This is a genomic window from Methylobacterium oryzihabitans (assembly GCF_004004555.2).
GTDB classification, from domain to species: domain Bacteria; phylum Pseudomonadota; class Alphaproteobacteria; order Rhizobiales; family Beijerinckiaceae; genus Methylobacterium; species Methylobacterium oryzihabitans.
The window spans coordinates 1-16,657 of the sequence record NZ_SACP01000025.1 but is presented as its reverse complement, the minus strand read 5'-3'; the positions used below and the strand labels follow the sequence as shown (position 1 = coordinate 16,657).

Sequence of the window (16,657 nt, the reverse complement as noted above, 5' to 3'; positions counted from 1 at the left end):
CGACTCCGCTCAGGTGCGCGCAGAGCTTTGCTCTGCGCCGCGCGGGCTGATGATACGGAATCCGGAAGCAATCTTCCGGATTCCGTATCATGTCCTCTATCCCGGAGACGGCCGCCGTCACCGTCCGGCCTGCGGTACCGACATCCCGTTGGCAGGAAGTCTACCGAGCCAGTCGACAAATCCCCCCGTCTCCGGCACCGCTTGCCGGCCCGCCTCTCCGCAGAACCCCGCCACACGCAGGACGACGATGCTGACCAACAAGGGCAAGTACGGGCTCAAGGCGATGGTCCATCTGGCCGGGTTGCCCCCGGGCGCCCGCATCGGCGTCGCCGAGATCGCGGAGGCGCACCGGATCCCGAAGAAGTTCCTCGACGCGATCCTGGGCGACCTGCGCAATGCCGGCTTCGTCCACAGCAAGAAGGGGCCGGGCGGCGGCTACGCCCTGGCGCGACCGGCCGAGGAGATCCGCATCGGCCACGTCGTGCGCGCCCTCGACGGCCCGCTGGCACCGCTTCCCTGTGCCAGCCGTACCGCCTACCGGCCGTGCGAGGATTGCGCCGACGAGGCGGCCTGCTCGGTGCGCCTCGCGATGCTGGCGGTGCGCAACAGCATCGCGGGCATCCTCGACAACCTGACCCTGGAGCAGATGCGGGCGATGCCGCAGGCGGAGGCCGAGGCGGGCCTCACCTACCACATCTGAGCGCCGCGTCCTCTCGCGCCGGGCCCCGCCGCACTTCGGGCGGGGCGATGGCCGGCGCGACGGCTCCCTCCCCCGCGCGTCCCGTGAGAGCGACGCGCCCCGCGAGCCAGGCGCAGGCGGCGTCGAGGTCGAGGAGGCGGGGTGCTGCGTAGGGCATCAGGTCCGCCGGATGACCGGCGAACAGCCGGTCGGCGGCTCCCGGCGCGACGGCGAGGCCGCTGGCGCGCGGCAGCAGCAGCCCGCGCAGGACGAGGTCGCGCAGGAGCGCGCTCGGCCTCGGCGCGTCACGGCGCGTCGCCGGGCCGTCCGTCCCGCCGCCGAGGATCCGGTCCCACACCCGCCGGCCATGGCGCAGCAGGCGCTCGCGCGCCTCGTCGGGCAGATCGTGCCAGAGGGCCGGGGCGCTCAGCCGCACGCCCGCCACCGCCACGTCGCGGCCGACCCCGCGGCCTCCCGCCTCCCGCACCAGCGCCCGCAGGGCACGCACCAGGGCGGCGGCGCCGGTCCCGAGGGGCAGGTCGGCCGGGTCGAGCCGCAGGGCGCGGAGCGCGGCGTTCCTCTCCCGCGGCGGAACGCCCGAGGCCGGCGGTTGCAGGGCGAAGGCCAGCACCGCGGCGCGCCCGAGATAGGTGGTCCCGTCGGCCGTCCGCGCCGCCACGCCCTGCGGCGTGGACGCAACGGACAGGCAGGTCGTCTCGGCGACGTGGAGGCGCCCCGCATGCTGCCGCAGCGCTTCGACGAGGTGCAGCGGGGCCAGAGGCAGCGGGCCGGTCTCCTCTGCCAGCAGGGACGCGAACTCGGCCCGGCGCAGGCGGCGGCAGCGGGAGCCCTGCGCCTCGATCACGGTGACCTGCACCCGCGCCTCGCGGCGTAGAAGATGGGACGCGAGGCTCAAGCCGCTCGCGCTCGCGCCGATCACCAGGACGTGGCGGCCGCGGGCGGCCGGTGCGGGCCCGGCATCCCGAGGACGGGTTCCGGTGTGGTGCGTATCCGGCATCGGTCGGTCCCCGCAGGGTTGGGCAGGCTCTCATGAGACGTCAGTCTCTTCGCGCCATGCCGGCCGGTCAACGAGAATGTTCTTTTTATAGAACGATCCGCAAAAGAATGATTTGCTGCTCCCGGCGTGCCACAGGAAAAATGAAGGGCAATGCCGTCACGATTGGCTGATTCGGTCCAGCAATTCGATTGCACGCCGATCCTTCCGGCTCCGGTCCGCCCGATCGCGTTTGCCGAAAAGAACGAAACGGAGATCCTCGCTCATCCTGGAGCGCCCACGTCACGTCCCTCGCGCGCCGCCTGCGCCCGAGCGCCGCAGCGGGCGCCGCCCTGCCCGTGGTCCCGTCGGCTCTCCGTCACCCTGGCACGCTCGCCCTCCAGGATCTGCACGAACCACGTCGTGTCGACGACGAGGAAGCCGGTGATCCCGTCGCGGCTGACGTTGCGCTGGGAGGCGGAGAGGATCTTGCGCATGGTGGTCAACATCGCGCGGTCGCTACCGGGTACGGCGTTGCGGCTGAAACAGACGAGCTGATGGGTCATGGACATATCCGACTCCCGCGGCCGGCGGGGGGCTGCCTCGCGGCGTCCCGGCGGCCCTCTGAGACGGAATCCGGAAGATGGCTTCCGGATTCCGTATCGCGAAGCGATCCCGCAGGCGTCGCCGAGCGATCAATCGGATTCCGTATGATTACAGAATGGGAGTATCACCCTAGAGCACGTCACGATCGCGCTGCAATCGCGAAGCTCTCTGGGTCTTTGACCTTGCCGCATTTTCTTCGACGAGCCGGTATCCACTTCGTCGGAAAATGCTCTAACGAAACCCTGCTTCGACGGCGGAGCTGACGCGGCGGCCGCTCGCCCACCTGGGGAGAGCGTTGACACATCGTGCTCCGGCCGCAGTGAAGAAGGCCCGTCGAGCCCGGGTCCGGCATCCCGCGGACACCGCATCGCGCGGCAGCCGGCCGGATGGCGGACGACAGGCCCTCGCGGCGTCCTCAGGCGGCCCGGGGCGGCGAGGCTTCCGTGGGGTCGCCGGCGTCGAGGCGATGGACCGCAGGCAGTCGCGCCAGTTCCGGCCGCGCGAACAGGTAGCCCTGGAACAGGCGGATGCCGGCCGCCCGGAGCACGAGCAGCTCCGCCTCGGTCTCGACCCCTTCCGCCAGCACGGTCACGCCGAGGTCCCGCGCCATGGCCGTGACGCCGGCGACGATGGTCTGGCGGGCCGGGGACGCCGCGATCCCGCGGATCAGGTCCATGTCGAGCTTGATCAGGTCGGGTTGGAAGCTCGCCAGCAGGTTGAGCCCCGCATATCCGGCGCCGAAATCGTCCAGCGCGGTCAGGAAGCCCTGCTTGCGGTACTCGGCGATGATCCGCTGAAGGTGGCCGACATCGGTGATCCGCTCGTTCTCGGTGAACTCGAACATGATCTGCCGGCGCGCGAAGCCGACGCGGTGTGCGGCCTCAAGCGTGGCGCGGATACACGCGGCGGGCTCGTAGACGGCGTTCGGCATGAAGTTGATCGAGAGCTTGGTCTCGGCATCCGGGAACAGCGCACCGGCGAGCTCGATCGCCTTCACGCGGCACGCCTGGTCGAACTTGTAGCGGTTCGCCTCGTCGACCTGCCCCAGTACCCAACCCGCACCCTGGCCATCCTCACCGCGAACCAGGGCCTCGTAGCCCCAGACCTTTTCCCGATCGACGTCGAGGATCGGCTGGAAGGCCATGGTGAACGCGAACGGCAGCGGCGCCCCGTCCCTGCAGCCCTGACACCCGACCTTGCTCATCGTTGCGCCTCTCGACGTGCCGCACTGGACGATCTCGACCGCCATCCGCGAGGGAGCCCCCCGGACGGCTACAACAGCCAAGCCAGTCGCACACCCTAGAGAGACGAAGCTATAAAATTTGTGTAATTCGAGTGCGGGCGATCAAAATTTCGGCGCCCCACTGAACCGCCGGCACCATGAATATGACTTTCTTTGCTTTTTCAGATGAATTCAGAGATACGCCTCATGACGGCGGCTCGATAGTCTTATCCTCTCGTACGCACGCTGGCCGGTGAGCCCCACCTCCGTGGGCGAGCTCTCCGTTCCGATCGCCTGTCCTGGGCGTCACCGCCGGGTTGCGCCGGTTCGGGTCGGGCTGCTCGGGCAGGAGGACCGCTCGGCGCAGATCGAAGGCTCGTGCGAGGAGGATCGTGTTCCTTGGAGTGGTGTAGCTGGGGCTGGTCCACTACGGTGACCGGCAGGGCCGGACTGGTCAGACTGCGAGGTTAGGCAGGCTGACGAGGGGATCATCGCCGATCGGGGCGATACTTTCCAGGGTCATGTAACGGCAACGCTGCACGGCCCATTCGTCGTTCTGCTCGAGTAGGATCGCGCCGACGAGCCTGCGGATCGAAGGCTCGTCGGGGAAGATGCCGACGACCTCGGTGCGCCGCTTGATCTCGCCGTTGAGGCGCTCGAGTGGGTTGGTCGAGTGCAGCTTGGCGCGGTGAGCCGCCGGGAAGCCCATGGTGGCCAGCACGTCGGTCTCCGCCGCATCCATGAGGGCAGCCAGCTTCGGGACCTTGGGCCGGAGCTGATCGGCCACCCGCCGCCACTGCTGGCGGGCAGCCCCAGCGTCCTCCTGGGCGAAAGCGGTGGCGATGAAGGCCGAGACGACGCGCCGGCCTGAGCGGCCGGCATGGGCCAGGACGTTGCGCATGACGTGCACCCGGCACCGGGGGTCTCCCGGGTTCGGGGTTGGTGGCTCACAACCCGATCCTAACCCGTCGCCGCCGATGCCCCCCCCCCGCGAGAGATCCCGCCTGCTCCAGCGCTGTGAAGGGCGCGCAGGCGGGATCTCCCGCTCTCGGTCAGCTACACCACTCCAGGGACACGACCTAGCGGAGCGGCCTAGCGGCCCTGCCGCAGCCAGCCGTGAAGGGCCTTCGGCGGGGTATCCGGGCGCCGCGCCAGCTGCTCGCGGTAGGCGCCGGCCGCGGCGATCGCCTGGAGCTGCTCGGCCTCGCCGAAGGCGCCGAAGTAGCGCCGGGCCCGGCCGAGATCCGCCAGCGTGATCCCGTCCCTGGGATAGGCGCCCTGCAAGCGGGTGAACCGCTCCTCGGCCGCAGCCGTCAGAACGTCGACCGGCTCGCGCCGCGGGTCCGGCTGCCCCTGCGGCGCGGCAGCGCCGCCCTCCCTCGATCCCGATTCCTGAGACAGGCCAGGCCCCCCCGCTCGCGGGGGGATCAAGGGGGGATTCTTTTCCTGTCGGTTCCCCTGTCTGTTCGAACGTAGTGAATCCGGACTGTGGGGCCGGTGGCCGTGGCCTGGAGGGCCGGTCGCTACGGTCCGTGGGGCCGGTGGCCGCCTCGCTCACCACCGGACTGCCGGGCCGCCGGCCGGCGCGCTCCCGGAGCACGGCGAGGTCGATCGCGATCAGGTCGGAGCGGCGAACGCCGTTGGCGCGCCGGCGGGCCGTCCGGGTGAGGTAGCCGGCGGCTTCCAGCCACAGCAGCGCCCGGCGGATCGCCCGCACGCTGAAGGAGGTGTCGGCCGCGATCTGCTCCTGCGACGGCCAGCAGGCGCCGTCGCCGTCGCTGCGGGCGCAGAGGGCGTTGAGCACGCACTTGTTGACCGGCTCGGCGATCGGCTGGCGGCGGCCGAGATCGATGATGTCGAGGGGCCTCATCGTCACGACACGCCCCCTTCGGTCGGGCCGGCGGCCGGGCGGGCGTAGGATCGGGTCGGGGGCGCGCTCGCGGCGCGGCGTCGGGGGGCGGACATGCTGGCCTCGGGCAAAAGGGATCGCGAGGCGCCGCAGGGCACGTCAGGCCCCGGGCGCGCGAAGGCCCGGCGCCGCGGGCGCGGGGGCACGCGGCGGACGGGCGGGCGGTGAGGTCGGGCGGTCCCGGGCCGAACAAGAGCGTTCGCCGAAGCGGCTTTCGCCGCGGCGTTGCGCATGGGGCGGGCTACCGGCCGCCGCCCGGATCGGGCGCGGCCGGGCCGACGAGGGCCGGGGATGCGGGGCGAGGCCGGGCGGGCCGCGGATGGGCGGCCGCAGGCGGGCGGGGCGGGGGATGGGCGGAGTCCGAGTCCGGAGCGCGGGGGACGAGCCGCCCCCGCGGATCATGTCCGGTCGAACAGCTCGCCCTGGCGCGGGCCGGGGGCGGGAACGGAGGGAGGGGCCGGGCGCGGCGGCGGGACCGGCGCCCGGCGCGGCAGGTGCTCGGCGCAGAAGTAGCGGCCGGCCTCGCTGCGCTCGGTCGCCAGCCGGCCGCACAGGCAGGTGGCCATGGTGGCGGTGACGCCGCCGCGGAGGTTGGAGCGGGCGGCCATCAGGAGACGCATCCGGGCCGGGCCGTTATCTCGATCCACGAGATGAAAATTGGGGAAACCCGAACCCATTCGTGGAATATTTTGAGGATTTGCATCGTCATCGCACAATCCTCGGGGTAAAATCATTCTCAGTGATCTTGATGTTGTTTGCCTTGGCGAAGTCGATGATCTTCGAGATATGCCAATGCGGAACGTGGCCCCCGGTGCCGCCACGATGCTTGGGGTAAGTCCATTTGCTGACAGTCGAGCGGGAGAGCCCGATCGCCCTGGATGTCCGGGCGGGTCCTCCAAGCTTCGCGATGATCGAGGCGGCAGGCTCGAGACTCATGATGCTTTGTGTATCGATTTTCGAAACGCGGTCAACGCCCGTCATCTCAATAATGGCGAGAGACGGAAAAGCGCCTGAGTGCGATGCAAGAGTGATGTCAAGCAAGGGCCCACAGCAAAAATGACCAGAGAGGAGATAGAAGATTGGCTGCGCAACGGCCTGGAAACGTCGGGATTTTCTATGGCTGAAGCGTCGCGTCAGCTTGGCATACCAAGGGACGCTATTAGTAAGGTTCTTAAGCAAGAACGAGAATTAAGTGCTCTCGAACTGGCACGTCTTGCAACAATCTTGGGGATTGCGCCTCCGCAATCTTTGATAAACGCCATGCAGCCTGCGTTCTATATAACCGTCGTAGGGGAAGCTCAGGCTGGGCTATGGAGAGACATGTCGCAAGACTATTTCGCTGGATATTCCATTCCAGCCATGATCGAGCCACCATACAAGCCACAAGATTTGTTCGCTATTTTGATTGGCGGACCTAGCATAAATCTCAGAGCCAAGGATGGCGATCATGTGATCGTTCTCAAATATGAGGCTGCGCCCCGCGGCATACGCGACGGTGACTGGGTTGTCGTGGAACGTACGAAGGGCGAGCTGCGCGAGCTGACAATTCGCGTCGTAAAATCCAATAAATCTGGCGGTTTAGATTTTCACTTTTGCTCAGATGATTCGAGGTATGATGCTTTTATATCACAAAATCTTGCTCCTGGAGAAACAGTCAAAGTCCTTGGATTTGCAATGAATTTCGTCAGTCGCGGTACGATGATATGAATAATGGTGGTCAGCCGTCGGATCAGATAGCTAGATAATCCAAACTCATAGCGATTGACTCGATTTCGAAAATCGATACGGATTTTCCGTTCTTAATGTGACGGAGGCTCCTGTGTCGCCTGCTTCTTCTGGTCCCGCCCTTGCTCCGGACGGCACCCTCGATCTGACCGCCACCATCGTCTCGGCCTACGTGTCGAAGAACCCGGTCCGACCCTCCGACGTCCCGGGCCTGATCGCCGAGGTGCATCGGACGCTGACCACCCTCGCGGCCCCGCCGGCCCCGGAACCGGAGCGGCCGACTCCGCCCATCCCGATCCGCAAGACGGTGACGCCCGACCACCTCATCAGCCTCGAGGACGGCAAGCCCTACAAGTCGCTCAAGCGCCACCTGTCCGGCCGCGGCCTCACGCCCGAGGCGTACCGCCGGAAATGGGGCCTGCCGCCGGACTACCCGATGGTCGCGGCCACCTACGCGGCGCAACGCTCCGAACTCGCCAAGAGCAACGGCCTCGGCCGTGGCGGCCGGCGCGGCTGAGCCGTGACCGGCCTTGGCCCCCGCATCGACGGCGCGCTCATCTGGCAGGAGCTGCCGGAGGTCGACCGCACCGCCCTCGGCATCGTCGCGGTCGAGCTGGCCTCGGTCCTGATGCTGCAGCACCGGCTCAACCGGGAGGACATGGGCGCGGCGCCGGCGGCCGGCGGCCTGCTCGCGCCCGCCGTCGAGCGCGCGGCCGGCACGGCGGAATTCGAGCTGCAGGGCGTCCTGGTGGCGTTGCTCGACGCGGCCCGTCCGGAGATCCTGTCCGTCCAGGCCGGTCCGGACCCACGCCTGCCGGCCCGACTCGGCCGGATCTGCCGCGGCTGCGGCTGCTCACAGGCCGATGCCTGCGCCGAGGGCTGCACCTGGGTCGAGCCGGACCTGTGCAGCGCCTGCGCGGTCCTCGGCCCGGCCTGACCGGCCCTACCCGGCGCCGACCTCGCCGGGGGCGATGCCGCGCGACACCATCAGGCGCAGCAGCAGGGCGACGACGCGCGGCACCGGATCGGTGCAGCGTCTGTGCTGCCATCGAGGATCATGTCTAGTTCATCAGATACATATACATAGCATATGTGGTAATAATTTATATTTCTGTGGTAAATTATTATTTACCTTGATTCGCTTTACGTAATGTATGATATGGATATCTGCAAAATAGATTGTAGTTCCTCATAGTATCCTATCGTGTATCTCGCAAGGGGATCTGTTATGTTCTTTGCATAGAAATTCTTGCGCAAGATACGATGACGGGAACTTCCCAGTCGCATTGTTGTAGAGGCTTACATGGCAGAAATTTGGGGAACCTCGGCCAACGATGTGCTGAATGGTACGAGCGGTGCGGATCAGATCTCCGGGCTTGGTGGCAACGACACCGTGTCCGCCGGCGACGGCAACGACACGGTCATCGGCGGCGGCGGCATCGACGCCTTGTACGGGCAGGCGGGTGACGACAGCCTGATCGGCGGCGATGGCGACGACGGCTTCGACGGCGGGACCGGTGCCGACTGGATGGACGGCGGCGCCGGCTACGACGGCGTGTCGTACTATTACGGCGCGACCGGCCTCACCCTCAACCTCAAGACCGGCGTGCATACCGGCGAGGCGGCCGGTGACACCTTCGTCAGCATCGAGCAGTTCCAGGGAACGCGCCTCAACGACGTCTTCGTCAGCGGCAGCGAGGCGAAGCACTTCGACGGCCATGATGGCTTCGACGCGCTCGACTACTCGACCTCGGCCGCGGCGGTGAGCATCAACCTCGCCACCGGCCTCGGCAGCGGCGGCGACGCCGAGGGCGACAGCTACCTTCGCTTCGAGGCGGTGGTCGGCTCGGCCTTCAACGACACCCTCACCGGTGCAGCGACCAGCGATGTTCTGGAAGGCGGCCGAGGTCACGACATCCTGATGGGGAGCGCAGGAGCCGACGAACTGATCGGAGGCTTGGGGACCGATACGGTCGACTACAGTTCTGCCAACGCGGCTGTCGTCGTCAACTTCCTGACGGGGATCGGCGCAGGAAGCGATGCCGAAGGCGATACCTACAACGGCATCGAGCGTGCCACCGGTTCGGCTTACGACGACACCTTCATCAGCGGAGCTGGGGCGAACCGTTTCATCGGCGGAAACGGCCTTGACGCCGTTGACTATCGTCAATCGAGCGCAGCGGTGATGGTCGACCTTTCGACCGGAACCGGTCAAGGCGGTGATGCTCAAGGCGATACATACGGCGGTGTCGAGAGGATCGAGGGCTCAGCCTTTGGCGACACACTCATCAGTGGTGTTCGCAGTGACGCGCTCAGCGGCAATGCCGGAAACGATATTCTGGATGGCGGAACAGGCTACGACACTCTGATCGGGGGTGATGGCGCAGACGTCTTCCGGTTTTCTTCGGCACCCGGGGACAGGTTGTTGTTCACGATTGCAGAATTTGTGCAGGGTACCGATAAGATAGAATTGTCGAGTACCGCCTTCAACAACCTGAGCGTTGGAACATTATCAGCCAATGACTTCTCGCAGTATTTTGCTTACGACGGACAAACAGGTTTCCTGAGCTATGACGCGGATGGCTCGGGACAAGGCGCTTCGGTGCGATTTGCTGAGTTGACAACGCATCCGAGCCTTTCGGCAAGCGACTTCGTAGTCGTGTAGGAAATCTCCCCGGCGGAGTGCCACTGCGCTCAACCGGGGGAACAGAGCGCTTCTCGATCCGCCTTCGCTTCCGCGATTTCAATCACTTCGCAGGCGCCAGGGCGGGTTCTTGTCAGGAACCCTAAGCAAAAGGCCCCGCCGGTTCACGCCGGCGGGGCCTTTTGCTTAGGGTTCGGCTTGTCCACCATGCCCCGATCACCGGCCTCGCCCTTCTAACGGTGCGCGGTCGCGCTGCCGCGGTCGCCCTCCGCGCTTGCCGTTCTCCCGCGACGCCTGCGCCTTGCGCTCCGATCGCACCGAGCCGCCAGCGCGGCCGAGCTGCTGGGCCATCCACTGCGCCGAGCCCGTCACGCCCTCGATCAAGGCCGGGACGTAGACATCGGCATCGAGACGCGGGAAGTGCAGGCCCAGGCCCGCCGGCGTGACCTCGATCTCGCGCAGGTCCTCGGGCGCAGCGCCGGCCAGCCCCTCGATGCCGTCCACGGGCACGGCCAGTTCGGCCCCCGTCGAGAGCACCACCACCAGGCGCTTGCGCGCCGCCAGGTAGCGCGCCGCAACGGCGTGCGGACCGGCCTTGCGGACACGATCCCCTTCGAGGTTGGCCCGGTCGAACGCGGCCTCATCCATGGATCGTCCTCCAGGCTTCGCAGAGCTGCTCCAGGTTCTCCTCCAGGGCCCGGGCGATCGCCTGGGCCCGCTTGAGCGAGAAGCCATGGTTCTCGCGGATCTCGACCGGCCCCTCGGGACAGTCGAGGTTGAACACCGCCTCACAGCCCTCGCCGATGACGTGGACGTGCGGGGGACGATGATCGTTCGGGTAGATCACCACGCGAAGGGATCCGATCCGCAGAACCGTTGGCATGGACGATAGCAAAAACCCAAGCGGTTAGGAACGGATGAAAGGCTGCCTGGTTGCAGGCTCAGCCTTGTGCCCTGGCATCGAGGATCCGGTAGACGCTGGCGCGGCCGATGCCGAGGCGGCGCGCGATCTCGGCCGGGCCGACACCCTCGGCCTTCAGCGCCCGCACCTGCGCCGCGTCGATCGAGGGCGGACGGCCCTTGTAGACGCCCGCCGCCTTCGCCTTGGCGATCCCCTCCAGCTGGCGCTCGCGCCGCAGGTTGGTCTCGAACTCGGCGAACACCCCCAGCATGTCCAGGAACGCCTTGCCGGCCGCCGTGCCGGTGTCGATCGGCTGCTCCGTCGCCTGAAGCCGCGCGCCCTTGGCACGCAGCTCGCGCACGATGTCCTGGAGGTCGCCGATCGAGCGGGCGAGGCGGTCGATGCGGGTGACCACGAGGGCGTCGCCCTTGGCGATGAAGTCGAGCACGGTGCGCAACTCGGCCCGGCCGGCGAGGGTGGATCCGGAGACCTTCTCGGCGCGGACGAGGTCGCAGCCTGCGGCCGTGAGGGTGTCGAGCTGGAGGGCGAGGTCCTGGTGGGTGGTGGAGACGCGGGCGTATCCGATGCGGGCCATGGATTGTCTCGGATGGCTCTAGACCGTCTGTTCATGGCGTCTCTTAACGGCCGAGGCAGCCCTTGCGAGACGCGAAAAGCGTCTCACGCTGGCGTCTCACTAGGGTATATTCAAACGAGTTTGCAGAGCCGAGGGAGGGAGACGACCGCCCCCTCCCCCAGCCCAGGTCACGCGAAGAAGCGCGCGTCGGTGTTGGCGGCGCCCGCCGACAGGTCGAGGTCGGAGACGCCGGTCAGCCGGAAGCTGCCGCTCGTCAGGCCGTCGCCGCTGGTCACCGTGTAGAGGTCGCTGCCCACGCCATGCGAGAGCACTGCGTCGGTCCCGAAGCCGTAGAACGCCAGCGTGTCCGTCCCGCGCACGAAGTCCGTCACCGTGTCGCCGATCGTCTCGCCGGCCCGGAACACGAAGGTGTCGTTGCCGAGCCCGCCGGTCAGGGTGTCGGCCCCTCCCCGGCCGTCGAGGACGTTGGCGCCGCGGTTGCCGACCAGGAGGTTGGCGATGTCGTTGCCGGTGCCGGCGAGCGAGGCGCTGGTGCCGAACTGTAGCGTCTCGACGTTGTCGCCGAGCGTGTAGCTGGTGCTCGCCAGCACCCGGTCGATGCCCTCGCCGGCCTGCTCGATCACCACGTCGCCGGCATTGTCGACGATATAGGTCTCGTTGCCGATCCCGCCGACCATCGTGTCGGCGCCGGCACCGCCATCGAGCCGGTCGCTGCGGATGCCGCCGGTGATGAGGTTGGCGAGGTCGTTGCCGGTGCCGACGAAGTTGCCGGGACCGGTGTAGGCGAGGGATTCGACGTTGTCGGCCAGGGTGTAGGTGGCGAGGCTGGTGAGGACGGAGTCGAAGCCCTGGCCGGCCAGTTCGGTCACGACGTCGCCCGGGTCGTCCACCACGTAGGTGTCATTGCCGAGACCGCCGATCAGCAAATCGGAACCAACGCCGCCATCGAGCCGATCACTACCTGACAGTCCAGTCAGCCGATCGCGGCCTGCCGTGCCGACGAGTTGGTCATTGACACCATCCCGTCCGACAACTTCGTTATAGACCCCGAAGATCTGCGCCTTGATGCTACCGCTGCTCGCGTCGCCTCCCTGGCCGCTGCTGTCGCGCCAGGAGACGACGAAGCTGCCATCCGTCAGACTCGTGATCCCGGAATTTGACTGATTACCCTGTGCGATAGTGTTGACGAGGAATTCATCGCCAATCTTTGCGCCTGACGCATCAAAGGTTTGCGCTCTGACTTGGATGCCAGTCGAACTAAGAACGCCGCTCTGGTCCGTCCATGAAATGACGAAACCTCCATTCCTCAGACCAGTGACGGTGGGCTTTTCCTGAAGGCCCTTAGTGATGGTATTTGCGAGGAATTCACCATCGACCTTCATACCCGACGCGTCATAGACCTGCGCCTTGATGTTCCCGCGATTTGGGTCGTCGCGTTGGAAATTGTTATCCTCCCATGAGACAACGAAGCCGCCTCCGGTCAGAGATGCAATTGTGGACGCACGCTGATCACCATCCGTGATGGTGTTGATGAGAAACTCAGTCCCGACCCGGGTGCCAGTTGGATCGTAGATCTGCGCTTTGACGCCTAGGCCGCTCGCATCGCCACCCTGACCGCTATTGTCAGTCCAAGAAATGACGAAGCCACCATTCGTCAATCCCGTGATATTGGGGGAGCTTTGGCTGCCCTGTGTGATAGTATTAACGAGAAATTCTCCACCAATCTTCGTACCGGTCGAGCTATAGATCTGTGCCTTGAGTCCGAAGGCCCTGTCAGTCCCCACACCACTTTGATCCTCCCACGAAACGACGAAGCCGCCGTTCGCCAGACCCGTGATCGTGGAGTTTTGCTGCGCACCGGGGGTAATGGTGTTGACGAGGAACTCACTACCAGACCGCGTACCATTCGCATCGTAGATCTGCGCCTTGATGGCAAGACTGCTTGAGTCGCCACCCTGTAGGCTGCTATCCTCCCACGAGACAACGAAGCCACCGTTCGTCAGCCCAGTAATCTCAGGTCTCAACTGGAATTCAGATGTCGTGGTATTGACTAGGAATTCACTGCCGATTTTAACGCCTGTTGCGTTATAGATTTGCCCTTTGATGTTAGTACGGTTCGTATCACCACCTTGGCCGCTGTGATCCTCCCAGGAGATGACGAAACCACCGTTAGTCAAGTTAGCAATTTTAGAATTTCGCTGCTCGCCCTGAGTAATGGTGTTGACGAGGAACTCGCTACCCTGTTTCAATGCAACGAACGGCGCGCTCATATCACTTGTTCCCTGTGCTTGCGGAGTTCCAGATCCGCTTATCGGTGTCTTAAGTGAAATGAGACGTCAAGTCATGTCGATTTTCTTCTTCAGTTCGAATATTTTTTCATGAGCTGGCTATATATTAGGAATACACATAATATTAATAATTGGTACGGAAATCCGATGATGTGCTTAGCTAGCATAGCTGCTTATTGGTGCTTCGTAAATCAGCATCGTCGCGCAAGGCCCTTTGAGGATCGCGATACTAAGTAGTCCGACTGACTGCAGAGCTCCAGTTCGTCTGAGATGAATCGCTCCGGGTTTTTCGGAGGCTGATTGGCTTGGGTCAGGCGGCCAGGGCTTGGTCGTCGACGTGGGCATGATAGCGCGCTTCGGCCTCGGCGGGAGGGACGTTGCCGATGGGCGCGAGGAGGCGACGGTGGTTGTACCAGTCGACCCGCTCCAGGGTGGCGTACTCGACCGCCTCCAAGGAACGCCAGGGTCCGCGTCGGTGGATCACCTCTGCCTTGAACAGGCCGTTGATCGTCTCCGCCAAGGCGTTGTCGTAAGAGTCGCCGACGCTGCCGACCGATGGCTCGATACCGGCTCCGGCCAGACGCTCGGTGTAGCGCAAAGCCAAGTCTTGCGAGCCGCGGTCCGAGTGATGCACCAGCCCGCTGCCCTGAACGGGACGACGCTCGTGCAGCGCCTGTTCCAGAGCATCCAGCACGAAGCTTGCATGAGCGCTGCGTGAGGCTCGCCAGCCGACGATGCGTCGGGCGAACACATCGATGACGAACGCCACATAGACGAAGCCCGACCACGTCGCCACGTCCGTGAAGTCGCTGACCCACAGGGCGTTCGGCCGTGGAGCCTTGAACTGACGGTTGACGCGGTCGAGGGGGCAAGCTGCGGCCGGGTCGGGGATCGTGGTGCGCACGGTCCTGCCACGCACCACCCCCGCCAAGCCCAATCGGCGCATCAACCGCGCACCGTGCATCGAGCGACCACGATCCCCTCACGGGCCAGTTGCCGCCAGATCTTACGCACGCCGTCGACACGGAAGTTCGCCTCGAACACGCGCTTGATCTCGATCATCAACACGGCGTCGCTGCGAGTACGAACTGGTTGCTTGTCGGGGTCAGTACGTCGGGCAGCGTGCACGTAGTAGGTCGACGGGGCGATCGGCAGCACCCTGCAGATCGGCTCGACCCCGTAGACCTCTCGATGATCGTCGATGAAGCGGATCATGGCCGAAACCGGCGGTCGAGCTCCGCCATGGCGAAATACGCGCTCGCCTTGCGCAGGATCTCGTTGGCCTGGCGCAACTCGCGGTTCTCCCGCTCGAGTGCTTTGATCCGCTCGCGTTCGTCCGTCGTCTGGCCAGGACGTACACCCTGATCCCGCTCGGACTGGCGCACCCAGTTCCTCAGCGTCTCGCCCGAGCAGCCGATCTTAGCCGCGATCGACTGGATCGCCGACCACTGCGAGCCGTGCTCGCCCTCGTGCTCGCGCACCATCCGCACGGCGCGTTCGCGCACCTCGGGGGAAAACGGGGCTGTTCGCTTCGTCATGGCTCCATCCTCTCAGAAGGTGGAGCCTCCGGGAAACCCGGGGCGATTCAAGCCGGTGCGTCGGGCATCGGCAGGCGGGTGACGAGCCGCAGCACGGTCGCGCGGCTTGCCGGCATGTGGAGGTGCGCGAGGAGACGCGCGCCGCCTGCACCACCGCATGCGAGGCCGACCCTGGCCTGCGCCTCGCCAAGCCGCCGCGTGCGCCGGGCGCGTGGTGCGAGGAGGGTCATGGGCGCCTCGGCGAAGGTCCGGCGTTGGCAGGCCGGGTTGCGACAGTAGAACCGCCGTACCTCAAGGCGGAGCTTGGTCTGCAATGCCGACACCGGCAGGTCTGCGGGATAGCGGTGGTAGCGGCTATGGACGGACCGGCTCGCATGCCCGCACTCGGGGCATCGGCCACTAGCTGCGTCCAGTCGCATCGGGACGACGAGGTGATCCTCGTGCTGCTCGACGAACCGCCCAACACGGCACTCGGGGATGGCGAGGGGGATATCCATGCCATCCACGATGGGGAGGACAGCCCTACCCATCAGCGGCCCGGGTCAATCCACCGTTGTCCACGCAAAACGAGCAAGAACCATCAGCTTGAGAATGTGAGGATCAGCTCTCGACCCATTGCAGATGAGCGGCCCCTTTGCCGGTAGAACGTCCTGCATGACGGAACACACGAGCATCCACGTGCAGCGCGCCGATCATGTCGGCTTCGCGGTCGGCTCCCTCGACGAGGCACTGCGGTTCTGGATCGATGGTCTCGGCGCACGCCTCGTGCGGACGGGCGAGATGGGGGGCGAGTTCCTCGGTCAAGTAACCGGAGCGCATGGGGCGACGGTGCGCCTGGCGATCGTTTCGCTGGCGGATCAGACGATCGAACTCCTGGAGTATCGAGGTCCGGACCGACCAGGCGTGCCAGCCAAGCCGTTCGACCCAGGCTTCGCGCATCTGGCCCTGGTGGTCGATGACATCGACGCGCTTCTGGTGCGGATCGCCGCCTACGGCTGGAAGGCGCAAGGCACGCCGCAACCGATCGCGAGCGGTGCGCGGGCTGGAACGCGGGTGATCTACGCCGTTGGCCCTGACGGCGCGGCGATCGAGTTCATGCAGCCGCCAGCTACCGCCGAGGATCACTGATCCCGCCGGGCGGGTGTCCGCTTCCCACCCTCAGCGGCCCTTCACACGGCCAAGCTGATTGAGTTTTGACCCTAGGACCGAGACGAGAGTGCCTCGGCTTTGTTCGAATCATGATTCTTACGGTTCTTGAATCGATCCATCTTGCTCCCAGACTGGCGGTTTCATCCCGTTCCGCAAAAACATCGCAGCGACAGCGCTGCGTACCGGGTCCACCCCTTCTTGCTTATCGGCGCGACTAAGGAGCCGACTCAGCTCGCTGACATCATCCTGCGTATCACCGGCGGGCCACAATGCCGACTGAGCTAGCAGCCTGTCGGGTTGGGGCTTGATTTCACGGCTGGCGCAGGAGCGCGCGTGTCGAGGTGTGGCGGCGGGTCAGCCTGGTCCGAGTTCCGGTTGATGAGCAGCCAGGCTGGACATCAAGAGGA

Annotated in this window: 17 protein-coding genes, 3 pseudogenes and 1 other annotated feature; of the genes and pseudogenes, 6 read left to right on the top strand and 14 right to left on the bottom strand. The window is 65.7% G+C overall.

Going from position 1 to position 16,657, the window contains the following annotated elements; all coding sequences use genetic code 11:
- Positions 1-247: 247 nt before the first annotated feature.
- Positions 248-700, top strand: coding sequence for an RrF2 family transcriptional regulator (locus EOE48_RS21195; protein WP_127732879.1), 453 nt, complete (start codon positions 248-250; stop codon positions 698-700).
- On the opposite strand, the gene EOE48_RS21190 is transcribed toward EOE48_RS21195, so the two are convergent.
- The 8 genes and pseudogenes from EOE48_RS21190 to EOE48_RS21165 form a co-directional block, all read right to left on the bottom strand.
- The gene (locus EOE48_RS21190; protein WP_127732878.1) at positions 684-1,697 is read right to left on the bottom strand and encodes a Rossmann-fold NAD(P)-binding domain-containing protein; all 1,014 of its coding nucleotides are present in this window, start codon (positions 1,695-1,697) and stop codon (positions 684-686) included. The genes EOE48_RS21195 and EOE48_RS21190 overlap by 17 nt on opposite strands.
- Positions 1,698-1,957: 260 nt before the next feature.
- Positions 1,958-2,239, bottom strand: a complete 282-nt coding sequence (locus EOE48_RS21185) for a BLUF domain-containing protein (RefSeq protein WP_127732877.1) — start codon at positions 2,237-2,239, stop codon at positions 1,958-1,960.
- A 455-nt stretch (positions 2,240-2,694) separates the two neighbouring features.
- Positions 2,695-3,528, bottom strand: a complete 834-nt coding sequence (locus EOE48_RS21180; RefSeq protein WP_246154666.1) for an EAL domain-containing protein — start codon at positions 3,526-3,528, stop codon at positions 2,695-2,697.
- Positions 3,529-3,955: 427 nt separating this feature from the next.
- Positions 3,956-4,420 (bottom strand): annotated as a pseudogene (locus tag EOE48_RS29990) (transposase); the annotation flags it as partial.
- Between the two features lie 173 nt (positions 4,421-4,593).
- On the bottom strand, positions 4,594-4,785 hold the full coding sequence (locus EOE48_RS29985; RefSeq protein WP_246154672.1) for a hypothetical protein: 192 nt from the start codon (positions 4,783-4,785) through the stop codon (positions 4,594-4,596).
- Between the two features lie 394 nt (positions 4,786-5,179).
- Positions 5,180-5,371, bottom strand: a pseudogene (locus EOE48_RS30530) (helix-turn-helix domain-containing protein); the annotation flags it as partial.
- 437 nt (positions 5,372-5,808) lie between these two features.
- The gene (locus EOE48_RS21170; RefSeq protein WP_127732875.1) at positions 5,809-6,018 is read right to left on the bottom strand and encodes a hypothetical protein; all 210 of its coding nucleotides are present in this window, start codon (positions 6,016-6,018) and stop codon (positions 5,809-5,811) included.
- Positions 6,019-6,115: 97 nt separating this feature from the next.
- Entirely contained in the window at positions 6,116-6,451 is a 336-nt protein-coding gene (locus EOE48_RS21165; RefSeq protein WP_127732874.1) for a helix-turn-helix domain-containing protein, read from the bottom strand.
- 15 nt (positions 6,452-6,466) lie between these two features.
- Between EOE48_RS21165 and EOE48_RS21160 the strand changes: the two genes are divergently transcribed.
- The 4 genes from EOE48_RS21160 to EOE48_RS21145 all read left to right on the top strand — a co-directional run bounded on the left by EOE48_RS21160 (position 6,467) and on the right by EOE48_RS21145 (position 9,800).
- Complete coding sequence (locus EOE48_RS21160; protein WP_127732873.1) at positions 6,467-7,117, top strand: LexA family protein; 651 nt, start codon at positions 6,467-6,469, stop codon at positions 7,115-7,117.
- A gap of 112 nt (positions 7,118-7,229) precedes the next feature.
- Positions 7,230-7,652, top strand: a complete 423-nt coding sequence (locus EOE48_RS21155; RefSeq protein WP_127732872.1) for a Ros/MucR family transcriptional regulator — start codon at positions 7,230-7,232, stop codon at positions 7,650-7,652.
- 3 nt (positions 7,653-7,655) lie between these two features.
- Positions 7,656-8,072, top strand: a complete 417-nt coding sequence (locus tag EOE48_RS21150) for a hypothetical protein (RefSeq protein ID WP_127732871.1) — start codon at positions 7,656-7,658, stop codon at positions 8,070-8,072.
- A 366-nt stretch (positions 8,073-8,438) separates the two neighbouring features.
- Complete coding sequence (locus EOE48_RS21145; protein WP_127732870.1) at positions 8,439-9,800, top strand: calcium-binding protein; 1,362 nt, start codon at positions 8,439-8,441, stop codon at positions 9,798-9,800.
- 195 nt (positions 9,801-9,995) lie between these two features.
- On the opposite strand, the gene EOE48_RS21140 is transcribed toward EOE48_RS21145, so the two are convergent.
- The 6 genes and pseudogenes from EOE48_RS21140 to EOE48_RS21115 form a co-directional block, all read right to left on the bottom strand.
- The gene (locus EOE48_RS21140; RefSeq protein WP_127732869.1) at positions 9,996-10,427 is read right to left on the bottom strand and encodes a DUF2442 domain-containing protein; all 432 of its coding nucleotides are present in this window, start codon (positions 10,425-10,427) and stop codon (positions 9,996-9,998) included.
- A complete protein-coding gene (locus tag EOE48_RS21135; RefSeq protein WP_246154665.1) occupies positions 10,420-10,629 on the bottom strand; it encodes a DUF4160 domain-containing protein in 210 nt (69 codons plus the stop codon). The genes EOE48_RS21140 and EOE48_RS21135 overlap by 8 nt, the downstream gene beginning before the upstream one ends.
- A gap of 91 nt (positions 10,630-10,720) precedes the next feature.
- Positions 10,721-11,275 (bottom strand): recombinase family protein, encoded by a 555-nt coding sequence (locus tag EOE48_RS21130; protein ID WP_127732867.1) that lies wholly within the window; start codon positions 11,273-11,275, stop codon positions 10,721-10,723.
- A gap of 167 nt (positions 11,276-11,442) precedes the next feature.
- Positions 11,443-13,545, bottom strand: coding sequence for a calcium-binding protein (locus tag EOE48_RS29315; RefSeq protein WP_187371500.1), 2,103 nt, complete (start codon positions 13,543-13,545; stop codon positions 11,443-11,445).
- 328 nt (positions 13,546-13,873) lie between these two features.
- Positions 13,874-15,101: pseudogene (locus EOE48_RS21120) on the bottom strand (IS3 family transposase).
- Positions 14,704-14,820 (bottom strand) — a sequence feature (AL1L pseudoknot). (Overlaps the previous pseudogene by 117 nt.)
- A 47-nt stretch (positions 15,102-15,148) precedes the next feature.
- Positions 15,149-15,598 (bottom strand): transposase family protein, encoded by a 450-nt coding sequence (locus EOE48_RS21115; protein ID WP_187371499.1) that lies wholly within the window; start codon positions 15,596-15,598, stop codon positions 15,149-15,151.
- A gap of 157 nt (positions 15,599-15,755) precedes the next feature.
- Between EOE48_RS21115 and EOE48_RS21110 the strand changes: the two genes are divergently transcribed.
- Entirely contained in the window at positions 15,756-16,229 is a 474-nt protein-coding gene (locus EOE48_RS21110) for a VOC family protein (protein ID WP_127732864.1), read from the top strand.
- The last annotated feature ends 428 nt before the right edge of the window (positions 16,230-16,657 follow it).